This window comes from Streptomyces sp. enrichment culture (assembly GCF_964273255.1).
Classification (GTDB): domain Bacteria; phylum Actinomycetota; class Actinomycetes; order Streptomycetales; family Streptomycetaceae; genus Streptomyces.
Genome location: NZ_OZ186835.1, coordinates 1 through 24,185 on the forward strand (window position 1 = coordinate 1; position 24,185 = coordinate 24,185).

Consider the following 24,185-nt stretch of genomic DNA (forward strand, 5'->3'; position numbering starts at 1 on the left):
ATGACGGACGGCCCACCCAGGTGGAACTCACGGCAGCCATCGACGTTTTCACGCGCAGCATCATCGCAGCCGTGCTACGGCCCAAGACTGCGGGCCGGCGCAAGACCCGGCAACAGACGAGGGCGCTGCTGAGCACCGGCACGAGCAAGGGGCGGGCCACCAAGGCAGTGGACGCCTCACTGCTGCTGGCGCTGTGCATGGTGCCGGCCCCGATGCGGCCTGGCTTCGACGGGGCCGCGTCCGCGGCCCGTTCGGATCTGCCGTATGAGGAACTGCTGGAGGTCGACGCGCGGATGGAGCACGCAGCGGCCCGGCCGGTCATCATGCCGGAGACGATCGTGATCGACCACGGCACGGTCTTCACCGGGCAAACCTTCTTCGACGCCTGCTCCTACCTCGGCATCTCTGTGCGTCCGGCGCGCAAGCGCACCCCGACCGACAAGGCGATCGTCGAGCGGACCTTTGCGTCGATCAAGTCGCTGTTCAGCCAGCACGTCAACTCCTACACCGGGCGGGACTTCAGCCGCCGCGGGAAGGAGATCGATCCGGACCGGCTGTGGACGCTGCAGGAGCTGGACAATCTGCTGCAGGAGTGGATCGCGGTCGGCTGGCAGGCGCGGCCGCATGAGGAGCTGCGCAGCCCTTACGAGCCGAACCTGCCGCCGTTGACTCCGAACCAGATGTACGCAGCGGGCGTGCAGGCGGCTGGCTACCTACCGATCCCGCTGGGCTTTGCGGACTACCTCCAGCTGCTGCCCACCGCCTGGGTCGGGGTGCGCGATGACGGCATCCGGTTCAAGAACCGCACCTACGACAACTTCAAAGGGGAACTCGAGGAGGTCCGCAACACGCCGTCGGGGCTCAAGGGCAAGAAGCGTGACGGGTGGGAGCTGCGCTACAACCCTTACACGCCCGAGCAGGTGTGGCTGCGCGACCACCGCTCCGGCGAGTGGATCACTGCCGTCTTCAAGCACCAGCACCTGATCGGCGCCCCGTGGACACAGCACCTGTGGGACTCGGCCACCGCGGAGTGCGTGGCGCGCGGCGGCCGCCACACGCAGGACGAAGCCATCGCGCAGGTCCTGGCCGACCTGCTGGAGCGGGCGGGACAGGGTCCGGACGACCCGGGTGTGGTGAGCGTGCCCGACGGCTACGCGCCCGTGCCGGGGCTGGATGGCGGGTGGGAGCCGTCCGGTGACGGCGTTTTCGACCCGTTCGCCGACGCGGAGGCGCTGGACCTGGACGCGCTGGGACCCTTGACGGTGCTGGAGCTGGACGAGCCGAGCCTGTATTCCCCCGCGGAAGAAGAGATCGCGCCCAGGCCCGCCCACGGACCGGACGCTCCCGGCGGCGCGGACACCGAAGTGTCCTCGCTCCTGGCGGATCTGGGTGACCTGGACGACAGCCTCGACAGCGTGGCGCGTCACCTGCTGGACCTGCCCGCCGAAACCGACCCCCCGCAGGAGGACAGGACATGACGCAGCCACCGGTCATCGAGGAGACCGAAGACGATGACATCCGTCTACTCATCGACTCCCCCGCCCCCACGCCGGTGTTCACCGCGCCCCGGCCGGTATGGCTGAACACCCTGAGCAACTGGCGCACCTTCGCCGCCCTGGACCGCACCCGGCCCGACCTGGCCGACAGCCCGCCGCCCGGCACGGAAGTCGCCGACAACGACCTGCGGCTGCGCTATCACGCCCTGATGCCGACCGTGGTCACCCCCGCCATCGGCCGGGCCCTGGTCGTCGTCCACGAGCATCTGCTGGCCAACCGGGAACGCATCCACGGCAAGACCGGTGTCATCATCGACGGCCCCCGCGGCACCGGCAAGACCGAGATCCTGCAGTACATCGGCCGCCACTACGAGAACAAGATCGCCCGCCTGTATGAGCCGGACGAGAACCGCATCCCGGTGATCGCGCTGCGGGTGCCTCCCCTGGCCCGCGGCGGACGGCGGAACTGGCCGGCAGCTTTCGCCTCCTTCCTCGGCCTCAAGCACGACGGCGGCAGCGACCCCACCCGCTCCATCTGCCATGTGATGCGCAACAGCTCCACCTTGCTGGTCCTCATCGACGGCATCGAGCAGCTGCGGGCCGGCGCGGACGCCGAGGAGTCATTCGCCTACCTGGAAGAGATCAGTGAAAGCACCGGTGCCACCTTCCTCTTCGCCGGACGGGCCGCCCGTTCCATCATCGATCCCCTGACCCGGGACCGGGAAACCGCTCTGGCCGACAACGAGGAGATCTGGGGCGACTACGCCGCCCTGCGCACCAGCCGGATCGGCTACGACACGGACGGCCACAAACTGTTCACGAAGATCGTCCGCAAGTTCGACAAGAACCTGTGCCTGCACCACCACCAGCCGGACGACCTGACCAACCTGCACGAATACCTGCACCGCCGCACCAAGGGCTACCTGCGGGCCCTGTCCCAGCTCGTCAGCCAGGGCGCCCAGAAAGCGATCTGGAACAAGCAGGAGCGCATCACCGAGGAGCTGCTGGATTCCCTGGCCATCGGCCGCAGCCGCACTATCTGACATCGCTTGCAGCCGCCCGGGCAGGCACAACACTCAGGCACGGACTCTGGTGACAGTTCACCGAGCAAGGGAAGAACAGGCGTGGAGCACGACTTCCTCGAGGAGAACGAGAAATTCGAAGAGGAGGAGGACGAGGGTACGGCGAGGGTGAGTGTCAGAGCCCCGCTGGGCACCCGTCTCGCCCTGAAAAGTGTCCTGGAGCAGCACCAGGTGTGGGCACAGCGGCTACAGGCCCACTACAAGGCGCGTCTGAAGAGCCTCAGCCCGGCGCAGCGGGACCACCTTCTGGTCGAGCAGCACCGGGGACTGCACACGCTGCGCAGACAGGGCGAGCTCCTGGACACCCGGGATGCACCGCGGATTGCTGACGCTGAACTCCCCTGTGTACAGGGCACGCTGCAGGTGCTGAAAACAGGTTCGCACCCGGGATCGTTTCTTCGGGAGCACGCGCCAGCGTGCCAGTGGCTCGATATAGCCGCGGTCGGCAATGGCACTGGGCAGGATGCAAGGGACGATTGCGGCCGCTCGGAGCCGCACTGAAATGGATGTGTGTGCCGCTGTGGGTCCTGCCGTTGCAAGTCCGGCGGCCGCCCTCGTGAGCGTTCCCTGACTGTGTCGGCACTGTCTGGTGTCTGCAAGATCTGTTGCTGGAGGTCCGTCGTCATGGCAAGCGCGCTCGTCGCCCCGATCCGATTCCGTCGTACATCCGACCCTGACAGTGAGGCTGGCGCTGACAGTCCACCACCGCCGCCAGGGGAGTTCACGCAGCGTGCGGCTGTGCTGGTCCGGGTACCCGGCCAGGAGGAGGCAGTAGCCCGTGAGCAGTGGGAACGGCGCGGTTTGCTGTTCTCACGAGTGGGTGATGCCCCGCAGGAGAATGGGGCGGCGCTGTTTCGGGTGGAGGTACGCCTGCTGGGAAGCCGCTGGGGCGCCCTGAGCGAGGCGGAGCGGCGTGTCATGACAGCTCTGACGGGCCGGGTGACGGCGCGCCTCGGCGACGCCACGCTCCTGGAACCCGACGACGTGCCGACGGCGGCCAGCACCTGGCACGTATACCGGAAGGTGGACTGGGGAGATCGCTGGTGGCAGACACGAGCGGCAAGACTGTGGGAGCAGATGGGAGGAGCAGACGTGCACCGGCGGGTGCGCCTGGACGGCCCGGGCACGCAGGAGGAGGCGCTGGCGGCGCTTCACCTGCAATCTGACCTGGGGGACGGCCCCTTCGGTGAGGACTACGGCGTGCGGCCCGGAATCGCTTCCGCCCATGCCTTACGGCCGCAGGACCCTGCTCCCTGGTACACCCGCGTCCTGGGGCTGCCCGTCTTGGCGGCGTGGGCCGCCGTCGTGGTCTTCGGCTGGGTACTGGCGGGACTCGGTGCGTGGTGGCAGGTCGTATTGGCGCCGCTGCTTCTGGCAGTGGCGTGGTGGACGGGTCCGTGGATCGCTGACGGGGAACGGCACCGCAGGGCGGTCGTCTGGCTGTGTGGGCTGGCTTTGGTCGGCGGTGCAGGCTTGTGCGGGTATGCGGCACGGGTGCTGTCCACGGTGGTGCCGGACGTCAATCTTCTGGGGCCGATGGGGCTCTTGATGGGCGGGCTACTGGTACTGCCCGGGTGCGTCTATGCGCTGCGCCAGAGCTGGTTCTCCCGTAACGCCGCCACGCTGCTGCCCGTTGTCGTTTTGCCGCTGGTGTGGGTGGTGCCCTGGATGGGACGGCTGGCTCAGGGTCTCTACCTGAGTGTGAGCCTGGGCATCCCGCTCTCAGCCGCCAACACCGACCTGCTGTGGACATATCTGGCCGGCGTGAAACCCGCTGCGTGGTGCATCGGTGCCGCCTTGTGCGGACTGGCTGCGCTGGGCTGGGCCCGCCACTTCTACTGGATCACCGGCTCGAGGGCGTACTGCATCGCCTCCGTAGGCGCGCTCACCGCGCTGATGATGCTGGTGGCCTTGATAGGCGGCCTGTCCTCTGCCAGCACAGCCGCCAAGCGCACTGCCGCACAGGCCGCAGCCGGACACGACCTCGCTCCCTTCTTCGGGATCACCGCCCGGCGGGTTTGTGTCATCCCGCTCGACGCGACGAAGACGGCCGTGCAGCCGGGCCCTTTGCCCACCGGCCACCCGGTCGTCGCGTTCGGCGCCACCGGAGACGAGACCTGGCTGTGGGATCCCCAACGCGCCCGAGGCACCGATAACCTCGCGGACAAAGCGCTGCGCGTGCGGACCGACCAGATCACCACCCGGCCCGCAGCCCAGGAAGCCCACACCTGCCCTGCAGCCTAGCTCCCCACGACGCTGCTGCCGGGCCAGTCCGAGTCGGACGGGACCACTGAGCGATGATGATCGGCATGGATGAACAGTGGGCCGCAGTGGTGGGCGTGGCGACCGGCGGGGTATTGGCCGGTGTGCCAGCGCTGCTGAGCGCCTGGTGGAGCCGCCAGAGCCAGCGGGAGCAGACTCAGTCCCAGCAGGTCGTTTTGGGCGCCCACGCACGCAGGCCCCAGCGCGGGTTCTCTCCCCTCCCTTGCCAGCCCGTGCCCGCCCGTCTCTCCCCCTCTCCGGACGGGGCGGCAAGGGGAGGGGGCCGGGTGCAGGTGCTGGGCGGCTCCGTCCGCGGCGGCCGCAACCTGGGCGTGGCGACACTACGGGCGCTGGTCTGGGTGGCGCCGCGGGACAGGCGCGGTCCCGCAGACGCAGGCTGTTGGGATGGGTCAGAGGGTGGGCGCCAGCCGGACCTGCGGTGCCTTGACGATGGTGATCGTTCAGGGGGCGGTCCCGGTCCTCTCGCGGCGTGCGGGCGGCCTGGACATGCAGCTCGAGTTGAGGACTGCCGCGGCGGGCCGGGCGTCTACTCCATCTCGTCCGTCTTGCGCCAGTCGCTGTCCTCACTGGGCAGCCGGCAGTCCAGTACGTGCGCTGCGGCCAGCAGTGTGCCGTCATCGGTTAGTTGGCGTACCTGCTCGTGTTGGTCGCGGCGGACATCGTCGATGGCGTGGTTGGTCGCGGGGCAGCTGCGTTTCTTGGTGTTCCAGCGGGTGCAGTTGAAGTAGCCGACCAGGAGCAGGCCGGCGGTGTCGGGTTCGCTGAGGTAGGCGCGCAGCTGAGTGCGGGCGGTGGTGGGCAGTTCGGGGTTCCAGCATCCCTTGGCCTCGATGATGACTCTGAGGGTGTACTGGCCGGTGTCGGCGGGCGCGGGGGCTTCGATCTGTATGTCGGTGCGCAGGCCGGGCAGGCCGTCGCGTCGTACCTGGACTTCCCGGTTGACGACGACGCGGTGGCCGCCGATGTCGCGGCGCAGGAAGGAGGCGACGGCATCGCTGAGGTCGTCTTCCCAGCAGGGCCAGCACTGGGTAGTGGAGTTGAAGCGGTGCTGGTCGCGGTTCCAGAGGGTGACGGCCGTTCCGTTGTAGCCCTGCAGGTCTTCCTCCAGGGCGTCCAGGGATTCACGTACCAGGTCGAGGAGTTGGCGTGCGTCGCGGACGAGACGTGCCTGGCGGTCGGTGGCGAGCCGGATCAGCTGTTCTGGTTCGAGGGGCCGGACGCTGTGGTCTGCTGCCGTGCGGGCGGTGTCGCGGGCGAGCATGCGCAGTTGCCACACCTGCGGATACGCCTGAGCGAGTCGGTGCAGGGCGGTTGCCGCCTGGTGGGTACCGCAGGAGGCGAGGCTGAGCGGCAGGTGGCGCAGCAGGTCGACGAGGCGGTCTTCTTCCTGGATGAAGCCGCTGCGCAGGGGCCGTTGCAGGCGTTCGACGCCGATATTTTCCAGCAGGAGGGTGTAGAGGTCGGCAAGTGCGTCTTCGTCGAGGTGGTCGAAGGGCCAGTTGTCGGACCCGGTCGTCAGGCCGGCCAGCAGGTCGCCGTACTCCTTGAGGACTGCGGGGTCGCCCAGGCCGCGGCGCAGGGCGGGCCAGTGCTCAGGAAGGATGTCGTGGCGTAGCAGCGTGCGGGCGGCGAACAGCCATCGTTGCCGTGGGGGCGATCCGGCCTCGTGCTGGCTCGGGTCGGTGTCCAGGGCGTGTATCAGGTGGCCGAGGGCGTCGGGGTCGTCGGCTGTGTCGAGTTCGCCAATTACAGCCTGCCACTGCTCGGGGCTGCGGTCGCGGTGCAGAGCCCAGGTGTGCAGGAGGGGTCTGAGCCCCAGGGAGGGGTCTTGTCCCAGGGCGCCGGCCAGGTCGCGGAGGGTCTGTTCTGAGGCGTGGTCGAGGGCGTCCAGTAGCAGCGGCGGCAGCTGGTTTTCGGCGCGGGGAACGCACAGCTGGAGCCAGGTGTGCTGGAGGTCGCGTTCGTCGTCGCTGTAGACGGTGTTGGAGGCGAGGGCGATGGCCCAGCCGGCCCAGTGCGCCGGGTCGGCGTGTAGCGCTTGCGGGTTGTCGACGAGGGCGAAGGCGGTGAGTTCTGCAGTCGGCGGGCGGGTGGTTGTGCTTGGCTGGAAGTGGGGGGCGGTCAGCGGGGGTAGTTCGGTCAGGAGGTGGATGGCCGCCTCGTCAAGGCGTCGGGCGGGGCCGGTGCCGGCGGCGGGGCGTGAGGGCGCCTGGGCGGCGAGGGTGAGTATGCCGGTCGATTGCCGCGCTGGCGGTGCGCCGTCCGGTGTGCGTCGCAGGCAGCGCAGGAGTTGGTTCCATGCGGTCAGGACGCCGGGGCCGCGGGCGGCGCGGACCTCGTCGAGGGCCGTGTTCAAGGCGGCCGGGTCGAAGCGGCGTTGCTGCCGTTGCGCTTCGGCGTGTGCAGCGCGTTCTTGCTGGTCGTGCCGGTAGGTGTCCCAGAAGTCGGTAGCGGCGGCGAGCCTGGGGTGGGCTCGGCGCAAGGCTTCGGCACGTGCCGTGGTCTCGGGGTCTTCGGGAGGCGCGAAGCGGACGGCGTGCTGGGCGCGGTCCGGGCTGATGGCAGTCAGCTGGTCCCAGTGCTCCATCCAGTACAGCAGGTCCGTGGAGGGTAGGAAGGAGCCGCCGGGGATGGCGGCCAGCAGAAGGTAGAAGAGGTCGTCGTTGCCGTGTTGGAGGAGATGGCAGGCGAGCAGGCGGCGGGTACGGGCACAGCCGTCCAGCACCCGGGCCAGATCATCGAGGGCGGTGTGCAGGGTGTGGCTGTGCAGGAGGTCCTCGTGTCCGGCCAGGCCCAGGAGTCCCTCGCCGATGAGGGGCACCAGGTCGAGGGCGGGGGTGTCCTCGTTGAGGGTGACCGCGCGGGTCAGCACGGCCAGGGCCAGGCCGGGACTGGCGTCCTGGGTGTCTCCCGCCGTCAGGGCACGGCCGGCCCACCCGACTGCCTCAACCATGGTGGATGCGTCGAGTTGGGCCGAAGCCTCGCGGCGCAGGAAGAAGGCTGCTCCCACGTAGGCGGGGTCCGGGTCGCGGATGCGGCCGAGGTAGTCGGCCACTGTCAGATGGCCGGGATAGAGGTGGCGCAGTGCCGCCGCAATCACCTCGGGCGAGGCGTCCTGGGTCAGGCCCTCGATCCGGGTGAGGGCGTCTAGGGTGGGCTCGGTGACACCGGCCAGGGCCGCGGTGCGCACGCCCGTGCCGTGGCGGGTGTCTTCGGCTACCGCCAGCAAGTCCTCGGCGAGCTCGGGGCAAGGGCAGGCCCGGGCCATAATGACGGCCGCGTGCAGCAGATGGTCCGCGCCGGCCTCCTGCAGGCGGGGGCGCAACTGCTCGGCCAGGCCGGTGTGGTTGAGGCGGTGCAGCAGGCTGAGGTCGAGGCGCACCGTGTCATCCCGTTCCAGCAGGGCGAACAGGGCGTCGACCGTGCGCTCCCGTGCGGTGTCGGGAAGGCTGGGCAGGTCGGCCAGGAGCAGGACGAGGGGGTCGTCGCGCAGCAGGTCGGCAAAGAGGGTGGCGTCGCTGGTGGCGCGCCAGGCGGCGACTTCCTGGTGGGCGGGGATGATGTGGCGGGCCTCGCCGTCACCGATCCACAGCAGCTGGCGCTGCGGTTGCGGCCGCAGGTTGCGCATGCGCAGGAAATGAGCGGCAAGGAATTCGCGGTAGCTGTCGTGGGCGAACACCCAGCGCAGGTCACCGGTCGGGACCAGCAGGCTCGACTCGGTCACCTGACGCAGATTCCACAGGGTGCACGGGACGCGGCCACCCAGGTGCCCGGGTTCGTCGGAGTCGTCGAGGCGCGACAGCCGCAGGTCTGCCGGCGTAACCGAGTCGTCGGTGCCGGGGGCATCAGTCACGGCGGTGTACGGACCGAACTGCATCGTGGCAGCCAGCCGTGCCGCGACGGCCAGCAGGTGTTCAGGAGATGCCTGAGCCTGCAGCTGACGCGGATCGGTCGAGCGACGCTCTTCAGCGCACAGGCGCAGACATGCTCCAAGGTAGGCGTCGTGCACCGTTGCCGGCAGGCGAGCGTTGTCGGCATAGCTGTCGAGGAGCTGCAGCAGGGTGACCGGATGGGTGGCCAGCGCGATCAGACCCTGCTGCTGAATCGACCCGAGGAGAGCGTCGGTCTCCGCCACCCCGACCGCGCGGGCCGCGACGGCTACGTCGTCTAGGCCGAGTGGAGCCAGTCCCATGATCTTTATCTGGTCGGGTTGCCAGCGCGTGCGCAGGGCTTCCTCGAACCGGCCGGGCCAGCGTGCGCTGCGGCAGGTGACCCGCAGACGCAGCCTCTCCCGGTCAGATTCGGGCACATCCTCGAGCGCCTCGTCCAGGAGCTGGTCCAGCTGAGGAAGGTCGTTGAGACCCTCGTCCAGGCCATCGAGGAGAACGTGCCACTCCCCCGGCCCCGCAGGAGGCGTCAACGCTTCCTGCAGGCGCCTCTGCGCCAGCCGCGTCGTGGTGCACTGCTTCAGCTCCAGCCAGGCAGCATGCACACCATCGGCCAGCAGAGCATCGTGTTCCTGACGCAGAGCGTACGTCTTGCCCATGCCGCGTTCGCCGCGCAGGACGATGACCGCGGTGGCCCGCTCCTGGGACAGCAGCACACCGGCCTCAGCGTCACTGGGCGGCCATCCATAGCGGCCTTGGGCGGGCGGCTCATCCAGCACGAACACCCGCCGCTGCCAAGGAAACCGGTGCTGCTGCGTCAACGTGCTCTCCCTGGCGCGCGGGGCCGACTGCCGCAGCCAGCCTAAAGCGGACAGCGCCGGCAGGACGGTCCTGCATGACCAGCCGCCCCCACTTCTGGGGCCACCCTCGCTGGCTACGAAGGGACAGGGACACCCCCGCTGCGGGCGCACTTTGATGAACGCTGGCTTGCTCCTCGTCTCCGCCCGCCCCCTCTTGAAGCGACTCCCCACTCCTCAAACCAAGATCAACTTCTCCACACCCCCCGGACCCCAATCCCAAGAAACTATCCGTGCAGCTGAGACATTCTCGATGGAGATGCGGTACCCCAGGTCACAGACTTGCTGCCGATGACCTCAGGAGCGTTTGCATCTCATCAGACCAGGTCAGCCAAGCAGACGGCCCAACCTCAATTTCTATGAGTGCGGTTGAGATGTTGCAGGTCACAGCGATGGACGTGTCTCAACTGTACGAATAACCGACAGCCAAGGGGCAGGGCAAGGTACAGCAGGCATTCCAGCGGGGTCTGACGGCGCTCGCGCAGTGGGTGGAACGGGAAGGCGCGGACCGGCCCGTGCCCCGCGGCCACGCCGAGGAGATCACGGTCGACGGCCAGGAGGAACCCGTCGTCATCAAGCTGGGAGTATGGGTCTCCAACACCAAGTCGAGGCGGGACAGGCTCACGGCGGAGCAGCGGAACGCGCTGCGGGAGCTCGGCATGCAGTGGGCGTGACACGTCGGCTGATCGTCAAAGCACGGTCCTGATCCCTGGTACAGGGTGAGGGCCTGCGCTCGTCCAGTCAATGCCGGGTGCGAGATTTCGCCTGCGGGTCCGTGGAGCATTTGCGGGCCCGCAGATTGCTTCTGAGCCTCGCGAAAAAATATTTCAGCTGGCGTGTCACGTTCGCCAACTTCCCCTGCACATAAGCCCGTACAACAAGCGATCTGCTTCGCAGCTCATTCGCGCGACTTGAAGAAGTTGCCGGGGATCGGGGGCAGACCACGACGAGGGGGCTTATGGCCATGGGTATGGATGCAGAGATCCTCGAGACCATCGACGCGGTGCTGGGCGGGGGAGGTACGGCGCGAATCGAGCAGGACGCCGCGCGAATCGAGGAGTTGGCCTGCGGTGGGTTCGAGGGGCTGGCCTACGAGGTGTTCGAGATCGAGCTGTACCGGGAGGCCGAGCCGATCCTGCTCGGCATGCTCCGCAAGGGCACGCTGGCCCGGCTCGCTCTGAAGCAGTGCAAGAGCCGCGGCTGGAAGTTCTTCGTCCACGAGGACGACATGCGCCTGCTGCGCGGCAGCAGGCGCGAGCGGGACATCATCATGGTCGACGTGCTCGCCGAGGCGATGCGCAAGTTCCGCCGCGACCTGCAGAACGGGCGGGGCTGGACGGCGGACCACAAGGGACCGCGCGGCGCCTGCAGCCTGATGACGTACTTCATCGGCCAGTGCGTATGGGTGTTCCGGCGGGCGTACGTGAGGTGGGCCCAGGAGCGGGTGGACTGGGCGCGGCTGCACGCCGTATACGACTTCACGGAGGACGCCGCGAACGAGGCCGGAATCGGCGGGCTGCTCCAGTCCACCAGCTACGAGATGGATTCGGAGGTGCTCGGCACCGACTTCGAGGACATCCTCGATGAGCAGGCGCCGGAGACGCAGGCGGTCGTGCGGCTGACGGTCATGGGTTTCCCGGACACCGAGATCGCCGAGCGGCTGAACCTCACCCACGTGACCGTCCGCCAGCGTAGGTCGCGGTTCCGCACGGTCTTGTACCAGGCGGCCCGCGAGCGCCTGATCTGGATCCCGGAGGAGCTGCACACGAAGGCCGTCTCCCGCGGGCACCAGCAGCGGGGTGCGGTGTGAGCGTGCAGAACCTCCTGATCCTTCTTCTGGCTCTGGTTGCCCTCGCGGCCGTCTCCGCCGTCGCAGGTCTAATCGGCTACAGCGTCTCCCGCGAGGGGGGCTCGTCGGTCTCCACAGCCATCGGTCGCGGCGGCTTTGTGTTCTTCAGCGTCATGACGCTGTTCATCGCGCTGCTGGCCGTGCTGGTCCCGGCCGTGACGTGAGGCAGGGGTACATCGGGCCGACCGGACCCCGGCCGGCCCGGGGCCCCACCACACAGTCCGACCGGCGCGTCCATGTGGTCGACGGAGCTCGGAGGGCTGCTCGATCTCGGTGAAGCGGACCTCTTCCAGGCTGCCAGGACGGCGGCCACCGTCCTGGAAGTACACCGCACTAAATCGAGGCGGGACAAGCTCAGCCAGGAGCAGCGGGGAGCGCCGTGGCCATGTGCGCCTCCTGTACGGTATAGGTACGCGAGGAGCACGCCTCACGTACGCTTCAAGGGTTCCAGTGCTCGGCAGGGGCGAGGTGGTCTCGGTGTGTGTATCCATCGCGAAGACGCCCGCCGGGACGGCGAACACGAGACCGTAGTGGAGTGACCCACCATCCCGGCCTCCTGCGAACAGCTCCCCTGCAGGGAGAGATGACCTCGTCGCTGATCGGGCGCATCGCGAGCCGCTACGGGATGCAAGCAAAGGTGCTGCGGGCCTGCTGGAAGTGGCGCAACTACCCGCCCGGCCACGAGGGCGGCGGCGCACGGGCCGACGCCGAGGTGCTGCTGAACGCTGCCGGACGCCGGCTTCTGGCAGACATGTGCGGCGTCGAGGAAGAGGTGCTGGCGCAGGCGTTGCCGTCCTGGGCAGAAGGGGACGCCAAGCTGCCCGCCGAAGATGGCGATCCGGTGGGGCTGTGGCGGATCGGCGGCGCGCTGGCCGGTCCGGTGGCGTTCGGTTGCCGGCTGTGCACGGCCCGGCGCACGGGGACGGCCGTGCGGACTATGCGGTACACGCCGCGGTGGGAGCGGGCGTGTGTGCGGCATGGACGGTGGCTGCTGGACGCGGACGCCAACCAGCCGCTGGAGCACCTCGACCTGCGTGGTCTGCCGGAGGTGGTGGCGGCGCAGCGGCGGTGGGCGGCGGTGGCGCGGCGGGCGGTACGGGCCGGAGTCGAGCCGGAGCGGGTGTTCGCGCTGGCGCAGGCGGTGGTGGCCCGGTGGTGGGAGCAGGCTTACGGCTGGGAGCGGGAGACGATCTGGCCGCGTCGCCTGCACCTGGTCGCGGGCGGGGATGCAGGCGGTGATCTGGAGCGGTGGCGGATCGTGGGGCGCGACGCGGTCGTCTTCCCGGAGGTGGTGGCGGTAGCAGAGACGCTGCTGGACCCGGCCATGGCCGAGCTGGTGTGGGTGGACAGCGGTGCCGGGCGGCCGCGGGCGCTGCCCATGGACGGGCTGTTCTGCCGCGGGCTCGGTGAGCGCGTGGGCAGGTCGTGGCTGGGGCCGTTGGCCGCGGCGGATCACGGCGGGCCGCTTCTTGCATGGATGGGCAGTGTCATCCGTCTTCGCCGCGGCGCCGGCGGGCCGCCCGGGTACGACAACGACCCGTGGTGGCTGCGCCAAGAACACCAGGCCGCGACCATGGCCGGCCAGCTGCGGGTGCTGGGCAAGGAGAAGAAGGCGCCCGGTTCGGGGACGATGTGGCGGGCTGCGGTGCCCGCAGAGCAGCGCAGGCTCATCACCAGCACGATCGACAGCGCCGAGGAGCAGCTGCTGCAGCTGCGCGGGGTACAGACCGGCCCGACCGCCGATGTCGCCCGGCGGCTGCTGCGCGGGCTCGGTCACAGCGCCGGCCTGATCGGAAACGCCTGGAAGCGGACCGCGGTGGCGGCGGTGAACGGCGGGGTGCCGCTTGAGGAGGTGGCCCGGTGGGTGGACCTGCCCGTCGAGGTGCTCCGGAAAATGCTGACCGCGGACAGGCAGGAAGACGACCGCTGAGAGCGATACGCCGGGGAGAAGTCGGCTGTTAGCTGATACGGCACTCGTTCGTGGCAGGAACACTGAAAAAGCGGTCCGGGCGGGCGGAAGCAGTTTGGCTGGCGCGGGTGAGCAGCACAGGAGCGGCCCGGCCCAAGAGCCGGGCAGGGCGAGCGGTCGTCGACCAGGGCGGATTCGAGGCGGTGTTCCTCGACCCGGTGGGGCAGGCGGTGCAGCAGCGGTGGGCGGATGCCGCCATGACCGTGGCGTTCGAGGACCTGGCGCCGGTGTCGGCGTTCCCGGTGGTGCCGGGGCGGCGCTGGGGGCCGGGCCTGTGGTGGTCGGCGACCACCGGGCGGCACGTGGCCGCCGGGTCGAACGCGATGCGCACCCAGCTGATGGTTTTGGACCGCGACCCCGACGTGACGGGGCTGGCAGGGCGGCCGATACGGCTGCTGTGGCGTAATCCCCGCCGGCAGGTGCGTTCCTGGGTGCCGCAGCTCTTCGCCCGCCGTGCCGACGGCACCGCGCTGCTCGCCGACTGCCCCGGCCACCCGGAAGCGGGCGGCGAACGCGCGGTGAAGGCCGCCGAGGCGGTGGCGCAGGCATGCGCGGATGTCGGCTGGACCTACCGGCGCATCCCGCCGCTCGACGACGTCCTGGCCGCCAACCTCAAATGGCTGGCCGGCTACCGGCATCCCCGCAACGCCGGCCGCCCGGGGCTGCTGGCGGCGGTTGTCGAGGCGTTCACGCGGCCGCGGCCGCTGCTCGAGGGCACCGAAGCGGTCGGCGACCCGATCGAAGTCTTTCCCTGCGTCTTCCACGCTCTGTGGCACGGCCGGTTGACGGTTGATCTCGACACGCCACTGCACGAACGCATCCTCGTCGGCCCGCAGGGCTGGAGCGACCCGAGCAAGAAGGAAGGTACCCGGTGAGCGCGCGGCGCAACGCCAGGCCGGCCGTGAAGGTCGGTGCTCACGTCCGCTTCCGTGGCGTGAAGTGGCAAGTGGTCGCCCTTTCGGGGCAGGACATCCATCTCCTCGGCCCGGACGGCGGTGGTGAGGTCGTGCTCGCCGGGCACCTGTTCGCCGACCCCGGCTTCACTGTTGTCGGGGCCGATGCACCGCAGGCGGCCCCGCAGTGGGGGCTGTTCGAGACCGCCCCCGCCGCGGCGCGTGAGAGGGCGCTGGCCTGGCAGCGGCACGTGCGGGAAGTCGAATGCGGGCTCACCGGCGGGCCCGGCAGCTCACCATCGCCGTCGACGTCGCCACCCGCGCCATCCTCGCTGCCGTGCTGTGCCCGAGCGCGACCAAGGCCGTCGACGCCGCCCTGCTGCTCGCGGAGATGGCCGTCCCCCACCCCGCCCGGCCCACCTGGCCCGACATCCTGCGCATAGACCGCGCCCCCGCGCTCCCCCACCAGCGGCTGGCCGCACTGGATGAGCGTCTGGCCGGCGCGGCGGGCCGGCCCGTCGCCCTGCCCGAGACGATCGTCGTCGACCGCGGCAAAATCTTCGTCTCCACCGCATTCACCGCCGCCTGCGAACACCTCGGCATCAGCGTCCAGCCCGCCCCGCCCCACGCCCCCACCGCCAAAGGCATCGTCGAGCGGACCTTCGGCACCATCAACGCGCTGTTCTGCCAGCACCTGCCCGGCTACACCGGCTCCGACGTCACCCGCCGCGGCCCCGACACCGAAAAGGACGCCTGCTACAGCGTCCCCCAGCTCCAGGACCTCCTCGATGAGTGGCTGGTGCACTACCACCACCGGCCCCACGAAGGCCTGCGCCACCCGCTGATGCCCCGCAAAGCGCTCACACCGAACCAGATGTGGGCCGCGCTCGTCGCCGTCGCCGGACACGTCCCCGTCCCTCTCACCGGCCACGACTACCTCGAACTGCTGCCCGTGCGCTGGCAGGCCATCACCCCCGCCGGCATCACCATCCACCACCGCACCTACGACCACGATCTCCTCGCCCCCTACCGCGGCCAGGCCTCCCCCGTGGCCGGCCGGGGCGGGAAGTGGGAGATCCACTACAACCCCCATGACGTCCGCCAGATCTGGCTGCGCCTGCCCGACGGACAGCTGACCGAAATCCCGTGGATCCACCGCGACCACGTCCACCAGCCGTTCAACGACCACACCTGGCAGCACATCCGCACCCACGCCCAGCACAGCAACCACGAAGACCCCCAGCAACACGAAGCCGACCTGGCCGACGCCCTCGACCAGCTCATGCGCCGCGTCCACACCGGCCACGCCACCACCGCCGAACAAGCCCTCCTCGCCCGCGCCACCACAACGCCGGTCCCCGCCGCACGGCCCCCGCGCCCCGGCACCGGCCCCACCATCGGCGAGCCGGCGCAGCACGACGGCGACGACAACATCGACAACATCGACGACCTCGACGACCTCGACGACGACACCTGCCCCGCCGCGGCCACCGGATTCGGGCTCTACGACGCACACAAGGAAGCCGACAAGTGGTGAACACCCGCCCCGAGCCCGCAGCGCACCAACCGCCCAGCGCGCCCGCCGACACGGGAAGCGGCAACACGGCCGAACCTTCCTGGCCCCTGACCACCTGGCAGGGCTGGCACCGCTTCGCCACCACCGACCCGCCCGAACCGCCCCAGCCCGGCGACCCACCCCGCAGCACCGACGAACGTCTCGCCTACCACTCCGCGTTCGTCACCATCCGCACCCCCGCCATCAGCGCCCTCGCCACCCAGGTCCGCACCCTGATGATCCTCGGCCGCCACCAGCACACCACCGCACGACCCTCCCTCATCGTCACCGGACCCGCCGCAGCCGGGAAAACCACAGCCCTGCTCAACGTCGGCCGCGCCTGCCACCTCGCTCATCTACGCAAGAGCCCCGTACCGCCCGGATCAGCCCACGCCGCGGCACCCGTGGCGTATGTCCTGGTCCCGCCCGGCGCCACCGCGAAAACCCTCATCACCGAATTCGCCCGCTACCTCGGCATCCCCGTCACCACCCGCATGACCCAGACCCAGATCACCGACGCCGTCTGCCACACCTACACCGCCGCGGGCGTCCAACTCGTCCTCATCGACGAAATCCACCGCCTCAACCCCCGCACCACCACCGGCGCCCAAACCGCCGACCTGCTCAAAGACCTCACCGAACGCCTCCCCGCCACCTTCGTCTACGCCGGCATCAACGTCACCGACTCACCCCTGTTCAGTGGGACGCGCGGCGCTCAGCTCGCCGGACGGGCCACCCTCATCACCTGCGGCCCCCTCCCCGCCCGCCAAGGCACCCGCCACCCCTTCCGCAGCGTCATCACCGACATCGAAAACGCCCTCGACCTCCACCAACACAAACCCGGAACCCTCCCCCGCCACGCCCCCTACCTCCACCAGCGCACCGCAGGCCGCATCGGATCCCTCACAAGACTCATCCGCCAAGCAGCCATCACCGCCATCCACGACGGCACCGAACGCATCACCAAAGCGGCTATGGACGCCGTAGCCCTCGACCACCTCGCCGAAACCCACCACCGCCCCACCCGACCGCGCTAACCCCACCCACCAACCAGGCAAAACCGTCCTGGCCAGCACAAACACCAACCGAGCCATTACGGGCTAGCGAAACATGCAACCCACCCGACCCAGACTCCATACAGAACGCACAACCCCAGCTCAAACCCCCCACCCACCCCACCGGAACCACCCACGCGACTTCTCAGCGAACCCACAACACCCCAGGCCAACAAGCGCTCGGCGCACCAACAACCCCCCCTCCGAGCGTTAGCCCGCGATCGTCTCTGGCTCTCCCTGCGCATCGTCTCCCGGCCCAAAGGGGTCAAGGGCTTCGTCGTAATACCCCGCCGTTGGAAAGTCGAGCGCACGATCGGCTGGTGCATGAACGCCCGCCGCAACGCACGCGACTACGAACGCATGCCCCAGCACTCCGAAGCACACCTGAACTGGGCACTCACCACCATGATGACCCGGCGTCTCACCCGCAAGAGCCCCCGCACCAGCCAGTGGACGAAGTCTGGGTGACCGAAGCCCAGGGAGCATCGCTCAGTCGACCGTGTCGACGAAGCCCATCTTCCGATTCATGGCAATCGCGCTCGCGTTGGCCGGATGATGCAAGGTGCGGACCCTGCTCGCTCCGCACTCCCCTATGAAAGCCATCCCGAACGTCTTCATGGCAATCGAGATGCCTCGGCCTCGATACCCGGCTCTCACACCAGTCATCTCGTTGAACATAAAACTCTCACGCCTCGACGTCGCCGCCATACCGACCCAGGCCTCGCGGTCCAAGGCGATCACGACACCCCGGGGATCGTAGGACGCCACCTCAAAGCGCCGCTCGACATACCCATCAAAAGAGTAGAATTCCCCTCTTTCCGGTATATCGGCAGCACACTCCTTGTTGAGTTCATAGAGTGCCCTACGATGCTCCGGCGTGTCTCCCAGATCCGCGAGAGTCATGAAGCGCAAGCCCTGCGACTGACACTTCATCACGTACTGCTCGAAGCGGTCCTGATCGAATCCGGCAACGTCAAGTTCGAGTTTCACCCAATGACCAGCCACACCTGCCTGCCTTCCGCTGAACCCTGCCAGGCCCATCCTGCTGGCAGCCTTCAACCTGCACAAGATCGATGATCCTCAGCAGTGTCCCTCGTAGGGCTCGCTTCTCGGCGCAGGATCAAAAGCGCCTACTTACAGATCTTCGTCGTCGACGGGTTCGGGTTCGCGGATGTAGGCGAGGTCCAGGACGTAGCGTTCGGTGACCGGGGGGTTGTTCCACGCCTGGGTGAGGTGGTCCTCGAAGGTGTCGTCGGTGGGGTGGTCGAGCGTCGTCGCGTAGTAGTCGGCTGCCGCCTGCCTGTTCTCCCACCAGGCGTGGCCTGCGTACACGCCCGGGCGGGGCAGGGTCATCTCACCTGCGGGGCCGTATTCCAGTTGGTTGACGACGAGGATGCCGGTCTCCGACTCGATGCTGACAGGGACGTGGCCTTCGACCTCGGCGGGCGGGTCGGGTGCCATGTCCCAGACGCGGATGGCGACCTCGACTTCGATGTCGGGTTGCAGGCTGAGGAGGTACAGGTGGTAGCCGCTGCCGGCGACCACCTGTACCTCAGCGGCGTTCAGGGCTGCTTCGTCGCCGAGGTAGGCATCGGCGTCGTAGACCTCCACAACGCAGCGGGCCGGCGTGGCCTTGCAACGGTACTCAGTCAGGAGTGCCATGGTGCCGCCGCCCTCTCCACTGACCGGTGATCTGCATGTAGAACGCGTAGCCGTCCAGGATGCAGCTGAGCGTACACATCGCGGCGAGGCGCTCGCCGCCCTTGCGGTTGTCCTTGCCGTCGATCAACCGGACGGAGAAGCAGTTGTCCGTCTGGGTGGCACCTTCCTTGGTGGAGGCGAAGGGGTACTCATCGCACTGCTGGCCACTGCCGTGTAGTCCCCCAGACTTTCTTGCACGCGAATCGACTTCTCGCGGTTCTTGTCGATCTTGGTCTGGTTGACATGTCGGTGCAGTGGCTCCTTCGCTCCCGGCAGGCTCTTGCCGGGCCAGGAGGGGAAGGTCCGCTCAGGCGGGTCGGTCCAGGGCGTCGTGGATGTGGAGGGCACTTTCGTCGACGGCCGGGTCCGCCAGCTCGCCTCTCCTGGGCCGCCGGCCTGGCACATGACTGACCGTCGCGCAAGAGCGCAGCCCGGGCGTTCTGGACAATGTCTTCATCGCGTGGGACGACCTCGCCTCTCATCGCTTCCCCCGGCCCCCTGACCCAGTTCCGCGAAGGGACGAGTTCCCCCGCCCCGCACGGACGCCTGGTCTGCCCGGAACGGGCCCGCTCCCGGCAGCGCCCCCGTCCTGGCCCAACGAAGGCGCCAGCGCACCCTGCCCGTGCCACCTACCTCGCCTCTCGTCTTGCGGCCGAACGCGCGCGGTTCCTCGCACGGCAGATTATGGCCAAGGGGGCGGGTCCCTCCCGGGGCGGCCGGCACATCTTCTCAATGGCCTGCAGCCCGAGCCGAACGTCTTGATGACCAAGGCCGCATAACGCGGTGCGAGCCTCATTGCCATGGAGCCCAGGACACAAGATCGCCTCTGACGACGTCCGTTGGCTCACCGCACACCTGCACCACGTGCACGGGGACAGCCTCACCCACCCCCGGCCTGCCCCCGGCCGGACGCATTCCCCACCCCGCTGGCTCTGGCAGGCATCCTCCTCCGGACTCACCCAGTCCGTCGCCACCGATGTGCTGCGCGACGCCCCCACCGGCTACCGCGCTCTGGTGGAACTCAACTTCCCCCGGTTCGGGACCGCCCTCGGCCTGTACAGCATCTTCCCCGTGCGCGCCGCGAGAGTGGTGGCCATGCCCGCCGACGAGTCGCAGCCCGCCACGGTCATGTAGGCCCTGCACCGAAGGAGCTGTGCTGATCAGGGTGTTGGGCGAGCGCGTCCTGCTGGAGTTCGTCGTGGCCGAGGCGACCGAAAGCCTCGGGCCTGGCCCCGTGCGAGCACTCCAGCAAGCCCGCAAAACCTGGAGCGATGGCCGCCGGAGAGGTTGCCGACGCTGCAGGCCGTCGACCTCGATCCGAGGATTTCCAAGGTGCGGATGGGATCGTTCCTCCCGTCCCTGCTGGAGCGTCGCGCGGATCGACCGGTTCAGCGACTGTCGTCGCTCGACAGCAGTCGCTCGACGACAGCCTTGAGGGCTGCCGCGTCGTCGGGGCCGAGCCGGTCAAGGAGGTGGCGGCGGGTTGAGGCTTCCAGCGAGGGCACCGTTGCCTCGATCGTGCGTCGGCCCTCCGGCCGCAGCGCGACTTCGACGCCGTTCGTGACCTTGTCCCGCGTCACGTAGTCGCGTTTCTCCATTCTGGTCAGTTGGTGCGAGAGCCGTGTCCGGTCCCAGCCCAGGGTGGCAGCGATGGCGTTCTGCCGGAGGGTGCCGCCGGATTCGTAGAGGCAGACCAGGACGCTCAACTCGGCCTCCGTGAGGCCAGAGGCCGCGGTCATGTCGGCGATGACCGCGGCGCGAACCGTTTCGTGTGCGCGCTTCCACAGCAGCCACAGCTCGGCCGCCCCCCCTACTGTTGACATATCAACACTTCCTTTCTAGTGTTCGACTTGACGAAGCGACCTGCGAGTAAGGACTTCCGCGATGCTCGATTCACGACGGAACTACCTCAGCCTGCGCGGCGCGGCGCTCCTTCCGTGCGTGCTGTTCATCCCCATTGCCGCCGCCCTCATCGCGGCGCCGGACGTGGCGTGGGGGGAATACCTTGGGGTCTTTTTCCACCTTTCCATCCTCTTCCTCGTCCCACGACTGCAGGCGGCGTCGTGGGCCAAGGCCGCCGGCTATGGATGGGTGGCCCTGGACGTCCTCGCCGGCATTCTGGCGATCAACGACGTCCCGCACGACATAGCATGGCCGGTCCGGCTCGGCGGGCATGTTCTCGCCGGCGTGTGGATCATGTCCAGTTCACTGGTCAGCAAGTCCTGGCCGGTCACCGTGGTCGGCACGATCACAGGGTTCTGGCTCGCCTCGTACTCCCTCGTGGGGGACGTGCTCCCCGAGTCGGCCCTGGCTCCGGCGGGCATCTGCATCGTGATCTGGTTCGCCCTCCTGGCGTACTTCGACCGGCCGACGGAGGAGCTACCGGAGGCGTCGACGGGTCCCGTATCGGCGTAACGCGTCCTTGACGGTGACCGCGAGTGCGCCCGCGCTGTGCCGGGCACCACACCGCTCACCGGCCACGTAGTTCCCCGGGTCTCGCGCCGGAACTCGTCGTCATCGAGGACGAGGATCAGCTTGGCGGTGTGCAGGACATGGCAGCGGCTCAGGCGCTCGGCCCGTTCCGCGTCACGCTTCGGTGCGGCGTCCAGAAGGGCGCGGTGTCCCCCGCGCCGTCCTTTTTCTGGCTCGCGGCGCGACGAAATGGCCCGCATGCGATAGAGGTTCGGCTCTTCGCGCAGGCGGGTGGCGAAGTCCAGTAGGCGGCGACTGGGTAGGCGCCGCCCATCAGTGCCCGGTGGAACTCGGGGCGCCAGGTGCGAGGCGCACGGCGTCGACGACGAGGTCGAGCAGGCGGTCAGTTCGCTCTTGAGGGGCGCCGTCGACAATGACGGCGAACACGCCGAGAAGCAGCGTGGTGACGTCATCGGGGTCGACGTCCTTGCGGAGGGTGCCGGTCGCGGCGCCCCGCTCGAGAATCATGGCGATGGTGGCGGCCAGACGTTCGCGCGAGGGAGCTGCGAGGCGCCCGGAGGCGACGGCGGCGCGCAGGGTGTCCACTATGCCGCGCTTGGTCGCGACGAAGGTGGCATAGCGGCCGATCCAGGCGCGTAGGGCGATGTCGGCCGGGTGCTTGCCGAGCAGGTCGGGGGCGCTCGCGGCCACGGCGGCGAGTTCGCTGGCGTAGACGGCCTCGGCGAGATCCTCGCGGGTGGGGAAGTGGCGGTAGAGGGTGCCGATGCCGACGCCGGCCTGGCGGGCGATCCCTTCCAGGGAGACCGGGCCCTCGGCGGCGGCGAAGGCGGCTTGAGCGACGGCGATGAGCTTTTCACGGTTGCGCCGGGCATCACGGCGGACCGGTCGACCTGCGGGTTCGGCCGGTTCCGGGGCCTTCGGGTGTGACGACGAAGACAAAACGGAGCTACCTCCGGTAGCGGTGCGGCAGGAAGTAACGGAGGTTCCTCCGTAAACGCCCAGTGTCTCACGGGAACGGGAGGCCATGACCTCTCAAGTCAACCCTGTCACCTCCTGCGCTCTGCGCCCCCAAGGCGCCTGCCGACCCGGAAATCGTCCAGCGCCTTGGATCCGCGCATCCTGGGCGCGAGACCTCAGAGTAGGTACTCGGCAATATTCGATCCACGACGCGACTACCTCAGCCTGCGCGCTGTGGCGCTTCTTCCCTGTGCGCTGTTCTAAAACTTGCTCTCCAACGGCCTGTTCGGCGACGCCGTCGCCGCGGCCGTGGTCCGTGCGCACCGCGACCGCGGTGCGCTCCCCGAGCGCAACGGCTCCCGGCTCGTGCCGAACACCGAGGACTGCCTCGCGTACGCCGCGGCAGAAGAGGGCGGGACGTCACCTGCTGCGGCAGTTACTGCAGGACCACTTGGATCTGCGAGCTCGCGGGGAGGAACAGGCAGCGAGGCGGGAAGTGCGGCCGCAGGTGGCTGGCTCGGACGGGCGGCTGCGCCCATGGCGGGAGACGCGTCATGCACGCCGGCCGGCCTGCATGCTCGGCCTCGTCAGGGTGGAACGCGTGGCTGTCGAGGCCGCGCAGCCTGCCCTTCGTGTGCGCGCGGTTCGCCTCAGCCGCGTCGACGAGGAGGATGTCGTTGTCGTGTGTCGAAGCGGCGTCCCCAACCGCCGGGGGTGAAGTCCTGTCCGGCTAGGAGAGGGGCGCGGCCTTCGGCTGCCCGCTCTCCCCGCCCGGCCCGGTCGGCGGCCTCCCGGCGTCCTCGGGCGCGAGGCGGGGCCGGCCGGTTTCGGGGGCGACATCGCGCCACCACGGGGTGACCGGGAGGGTGCCCGCGGTCGGCTCGAAGGGCTCGCCCGGCCGCGGCAGCGCCACCGTCACGCCCGTGCGGCGCCCGGCCGCGAAGGTGTCCTCGCCCGGCTCGTCCCACGAGTGCGGGGCGAGGTTGAAGGTGGCCCAGTGGATCGGCAGGAACACGCCGTGCGGGCCACCCTGGAGATCGAGGTGGGCCCGGATGCCCTCCTGGGGCGTCATGTGGATGTCGGGCCAGAAGTCGGAGTAGGCCCCGATCTGCACCATCGTGGCGTCGAACGGTCCGTACCGCTCGCCGATGTCCCTGAACCCGCGGAAGTAGCCGGTGTCTCCGCTGTGGAAGATCCGGTGCTCCTCGCTCGCGACGACCCAGGAGGCCCACAAGGTGTGCTGCCGGTTGCGCACTCCGCGTCCGCAGAAGTGCCGCGCGGGTGTGGCGGTCAGCGTGAGGCCGGCGACGGTGCTGCGCTCGTGCCAGTCCAGCTCGCGCAGCCGGTTGGCGGGCACGCCCCAGCGTTCCAGGTGGGCTCCGACACCGAGCGGCACCGCGAAGACCGTGTCCGTGCCGGCCAGGGCCTTGATGGTGGGCAGGTCGAGGTGGTCGTAGTGGTCGTGCGAGATGACCACGGCATCGACCGGTCCGAGCGCCGCGAGCGGCACCGGCACGGGGTGCAGCCGCTTCGGCCCGGCGAGAGCGAACGGCGAGCAGCGCTCGCCCCACACGGGGTCGAACAGGATCCGCCGGCCGCCGATCTCGGCGAGCACACTGGCATGCCCCATCCACGTGAGCCGCAGCCCACTGGCCGGGGGTCTCGCAAGGTCGGCGAGGGTCGTCGCATGCACCGGCACGGTGCCCACCGGGACACGGCTCAGGCGCTGCTCCTTGCCCCAGAACGTCCGGGCGAACGCGAGCTTCGAGCCCTGCGGTCCGATCCTGGCGCCGACCGGATTCTGGAAGGTGCCGTCCGCGAAGTGCGGCGATCTGTGGATCCGCGCCAGCCGCTCGCCGGTCGGTTCGGCGCCGAAGGCGTCATGCCGAAGTGAGCGGAGCCCTGGAATCGGGGAACGGGTCACGGCGCCTCCTGAAAGGGCAGGTCTTTTCGTGTCATGGGTGGGGGGCCGCGGGCGGACTCATCGGCCGAGGGTTTGACGGCGGCGGCACCGGCCGGGGGCGTCGGCGCTCACGTCACGGGCCGGCATCTCGGGCCCACCCGTGCCGCCGGCCGTCGGCCCGTGCGCCGGGCAAGGTGAGTGAGCAGGGTTCGACGGTCGCGACGCCTGCGCGTGGTGGCCGCTCCTGGCCGGGGCGACTGCGGGC

The 24,185-nt window shown here is 69.2% G+C and carries 19 protein-coding genes and 4 pseudogenes; 15 read left to right on the forward strand and 8 right to left on the reverse strand.

All coding sequences use genetic code 11. From position 1 onward, the window contains the following. The 4 genes and pseudogenes from ACSU53_RS00005 to ACSU53_RS00020 all read left to right on the forward strand — a co-directional run. Positions 1-1,478 (forward strand): annotated as a pseudogene (locus tag ACSU53_RS00005) (Mu transposase C-terminal domain-containing protein); the annotation flags it as partial. Then, positions 1,475-2,539: an AAA family ATPase gene (locus ACSU53_RS00010; RefSeq protein WP_437023960.1), complete on the forward strand. Its 1,065-nt coding sequence runs from the start codon at positions 1,475-1,477 to the stop codon at positions 2,537-2,539. The pseudogene ACSU53_RS00005 and the gene ACSU53_RS00010, both read left to right, overlap by 4 nt. An 81-nt stretch (positions 2,540-2,620) precedes the next feature. Continuing rightward, entirely contained in the window at positions 2,621-3,079 is a 459-nt protein-coding gene (locus tag ACSU53_RS00015; protein WP_437023961.1) for a hypothetical protein, read from the forward strand. Between the two features lie 237 nt (positions 3,080-3,316). After that, the gene (locus ACSU53_RS00020) at positions 3,317-4,822 is read left to right on the forward strand and encodes a hypothetical protein (protein WP_437023963.1); all 1,506 of its coding nucleotides are present in this window, start codon (positions 3,317-3,319) and stop codon (positions 4,820-4,822) included. A 565-nt stretch (positions 4,823-5,387) separates the two neighbouring features. On the opposite strand, the gene ACSU53_RS00025 is transcribed toward ACSU53_RS00020, so the two are convergent. Continuing rightward, entirely contained in the window at positions 5,388-9,464 is a 4,077-nt protein-coding gene (locus tag ACSU53_RS00025) for a hypothetical protein (RefSeq protein WP_437023965.1), read from the reverse strand. A gap of 566 nt (positions 9,465-10,030) precedes the next feature. On the opposite strand from ACSU53_RS00025, the pseudogene ACSU53_RS00030 reads away from it, so the two are divergent. From ACSU53_RS00030 to ACSU53_RS00040, 3 genes and pseudogenes are all read left to right on the forward strand, one after another. After that, positions 10,031-10,279, forward strand: a pseudogene (locus ACSU53_RS00030) (helicase associated domain-containing protein); the annotation flags it as partial. 290 nt (positions 10,280-10,569) lie between these two features. After that, on the forward strand, positions 10,570-11,415 hold the full coding sequence (locus tag ACSU53_RS00035; protein WP_437023967.1) for a hypothetical protein: 846 nt from the start codon (positions 10,570-10,572) through the stop codon (positions 11,413-11,415). Beyond that, on the forward strand, positions 11,412-11,618 hold the full coding sequence (locus ACSU53_RS00040; RefSeq protein ID WP_069974925.1) for a hypothetical protein: 207 nt from the start codon (positions 11,412-11,414) through the stop codon (positions 11,616-11,618). The genes ACSU53_RS00035 and ACSU53_RS00040 overlap by 4 nt, the downstream gene beginning before the upstream one ends. A 99-nt stretch (positions 11,619-11,717) precedes the next feature. On the opposite strand, the pseudogene ACSU53_RS00045 reads toward ACSU53_RS00040, so the two are convergent. Beyond that, a pseudogene (locus tag ACSU53_RS00045) lies at positions 11,718-11,786 on the reverse strand (telomere-protecting terminal protein Tpg); the annotation flags it as partial. Between the two features lie 251 nt (positions 11,787-12,037). Here ACSU53_RS00045 and ACSU53_RS00050 point away from each other — a divergent pair. The 5 genes from ACSU53_RS00050 (at position 12,038) to ACSU53_RS00070 (ending at position 17,394) form a co-directional block, all read left to right on the forward strand. Beyond that, positions 12,038-13,384 carry a DNA-binding protein gene (locus tag ACSU53_RS00050; RefSeq protein ID WP_435843161.1) on the forward strand — a complete coding sequence of 449 codons (1,347 nt, stop codon included), beginning with the start codon at positions 12,038-12,040 and terminating at the stop codon, positions 13,382-13,384. Positions 13,385-13,566: 182 nt separating this feature from the next. Continuing rightward, entirely contained in the window at positions 13,567-14,298 is a 732-nt protein-coding gene (locus ACSU53_RS00055; protein ID WP_367477686.1) for a TnsA-like heteromeric transposase endonuclease subunit, read from the forward strand. Positions 14,299-14,581: 283 nt separating this feature from the next. Further along, positions 14,582-15,853: a Mu transposase C-terminal domain-containing protein gene (locus ACSU53_RS00060; RefSeq protein ID WP_437023970.1), complete on the forward strand. Its 1,272-nt coding sequence runs from the start codon at positions 14,582-14,584 to the stop codon at positions 15,851-15,853. A gap of 86 nt (positions 15,854-15,939) precedes the next feature. After that, entirely contained in the window at positions 15,940-16,908 is a 969-nt protein-coding gene (locus ACSU53_RS00065; RefSeq protein ID WP_437032941.1) for a TniB family NTP-binding protein, read from the forward strand. A gap of 342 nt (positions 16,909-17,250) precedes the next feature. Beyond that, the gene (locus ACSU53_RS00070; protein ID WP_437023972.1) at positions 17,251-17,394 is read left to right on the forward strand and encodes a hypothetical protein; all 144 of its coding nucleotides are present in this window, start codon (positions 17,251-17,253) and stop codon (positions 17,392-17,394) included. A 21-nt stretch (positions 17,395-17,415) separates the two neighbouring features. Here the strand turns inward: ACSU53_RS00070 and ACSU53_RS00075 are convergent, their stop codons facing one another. The 3 genes from ACSU53_RS00075 to ACSU53_RS00085 all read right to left on the reverse strand — a co-directional run bounded on the left by ACSU53_RS00075 (position 17,416) and on the right by ACSU53_RS00085 (position 18,919). Further along, positions 17,416-17,994 (reverse strand): GNAT family N-acetyltransferase, encoded by a 579-nt coding sequence (locus ACSU53_RS00075; protein ID WP_437023974.1) that lies wholly within the window; start codon positions 17,992-17,994, stop codon positions 17,416-17,418. 66 nt (positions 17,995-18,060) lie between these two features. Further along, positions 18,061-18,588, reverse strand: coding sequence for a hypothetical protein (locus ACSU53_RS00080; protein WP_437023977.1), 528 nt, complete (start codon positions 18,586-18,588; stop codon positions 18,061-18,063). Then, complete coding sequence (locus ACSU53_RS00085; protein ID WP_437032943.1) at positions 18,572-18,919, reverse strand: NucA/NucB deoxyribonuclease domain-containing protein; 348 nt, start codon at positions 18,917-18,919, stop codon at positions 18,572-18,574. Before ACSU53_RS00085 ends, ACSU53_RS00080 begins: the two co-directional genes overlap by 17 nt. Positions 18,920-19,491: 572 nt before the next feature. Between ACSU53_RS00085 and ACSU53_RS00090 the strand changes: the two genes are divergently transcribed. Then, on the forward strand, positions 19,492-19,761 hold the full coding sequence (locus tag ACSU53_RS00090; RefSeq protein WP_437023979.1) for a hypothetical protein: 270 nt from the start codon (positions 19,492-19,494) through the stop codon (positions 19,759-19,761). A gap of 254 nt (positions 19,762-20,015) precedes the next feature. Here ACSU53_RS00090 and ACSU53_RS00095 read toward each other — a convergent pair whose 3' ends face one another. Further along, entirely contained in the window at positions 20,016-20,450 is a 435-nt protein-coding gene (locus ACSU53_RS00095; RefSeq protein ID WP_437023980.1) for a MarR family winged helix-turn-helix transcriptional regulator, read from the reverse strand. Between the two features lie 61 nt (positions 20,451-20,511). Between ACSU53_RS00095 and ACSU53_RS00100 the strand changes: the two genes are divergently transcribed. Further along, positions 20,512-21,042, forward strand: coding sequence for a hypothetical protein (locus tag ACSU53_RS00100; protein ID WP_437023982.1), 531 nt, complete (start codon positions 20,512-20,514; stop codon positions 21,040-21,042). A 330-nt stretch (positions 21,043-21,372) separates the two neighbouring features. Here the strand turns inward: ACSU53_RS00100 and ACSU53_RS00105 are convergent, their stop codons facing one another. Then, positions 21,373-21,999, reverse strand: coding sequence for a TetR/AcrR family transcriptional regulator (locus ACSU53_RS00105; RefSeq protein WP_437023984.1), 627 nt, complete (start codon positions 21,997-21,999; stop codon positions 21,373-21,375). Positions 22,000-22,281: 282 nt separating this feature from the next. On the opposite strand from ACSU53_RS00105, the pseudogene ACSU53_RS00110 reads away from it, so the two are divergent. Continuing rightward, positions 22,282-22,431: pseudogene (locus ACSU53_RS00110) on the forward strand (type III polyketide synthase); the annotation flags it as partial. Positions 22,432-22,747: 316 nt separating this feature from the next. On the opposite strand, the gene ACSU53_RS00115 reads toward ACSU53_RS00110, so the two are convergent. Further along, positions 22,748-23,941 (reverse strand): MBL fold metallo-hydrolase, encoded by a 1,194-nt coding sequence (locus ACSU53_RS00115; RefSeq protein WP_437023986.1) that lies wholly within the window; start codon positions 23,939-23,941, stop codon positions 22,748-22,750. Positions 23,942-24,185: the final 244 nt, after the last annotated feature.

What these genes read in the sequence shown, in the direction of transcription:
- ACSU53_RS00010 (WP_437023960.1), top strand. Translation starts at nt 1,475, where the DNA reads ATGACGCAGCCACCGGTCATCGAGGAGACCGAAGACGATGACATCCGT.
- ACSU53_RS00070 (WP_437023972.1), top strand. Translation starts at nt 17,251, where the DNA reads ATGAACGCCCGCCGCAACGCACGCGACTACGAACGCATGCCCCAGCAC.
- ACSU53_RS00080 (WP_437023977.1), bottom strand. Translation starts at nt 18,588, where the DNA reads ATGGCACTCCTGACTGAGTACCGTTGCAAGGCCACGCCGGCCCGCTGC.
- ACSU53_RS00050 (WP_435843161.1), top strand. Translation starts at nt 12,038, where the DNA reads ATGACCTCGTCGCTGATCGGGCGCATCGCGAGCCGCTACGGGATGCAA.
- ACSU53_RS00035 (WP_437023967.1), top strand. Translation starts at nt 10,570, where the DNA reads ATGGGTATGGATGCAGAGATCCTCGAGACCATCGACGCGGTGCTGGGC.
- ACSU53_RS00060 (WP_437023970.1), top strand. Translation starts at nt 14,582, where the DNA reads ATGCGGGCTCACCGGCGGGCCCGGCAGCTCACCATCGCCGTCGACGTC.
- ACSU53_RS00095 (WP_437023980.1), bottom strand. Translation starts at nt 20,450, where the DNA reads ATGTCAACAGTAGGGGGGGCGGCCGAGCTGTGGCTGCTGTGGAAGCGC.
- ACSU53_RS00100 (WP_437023982.1), top strand. Translation starts at nt 20,512, where the DNA reads ATGCTCGATTCACGACGGAACTACCTCAGCCTGCGCGGCGCGGCGCTC.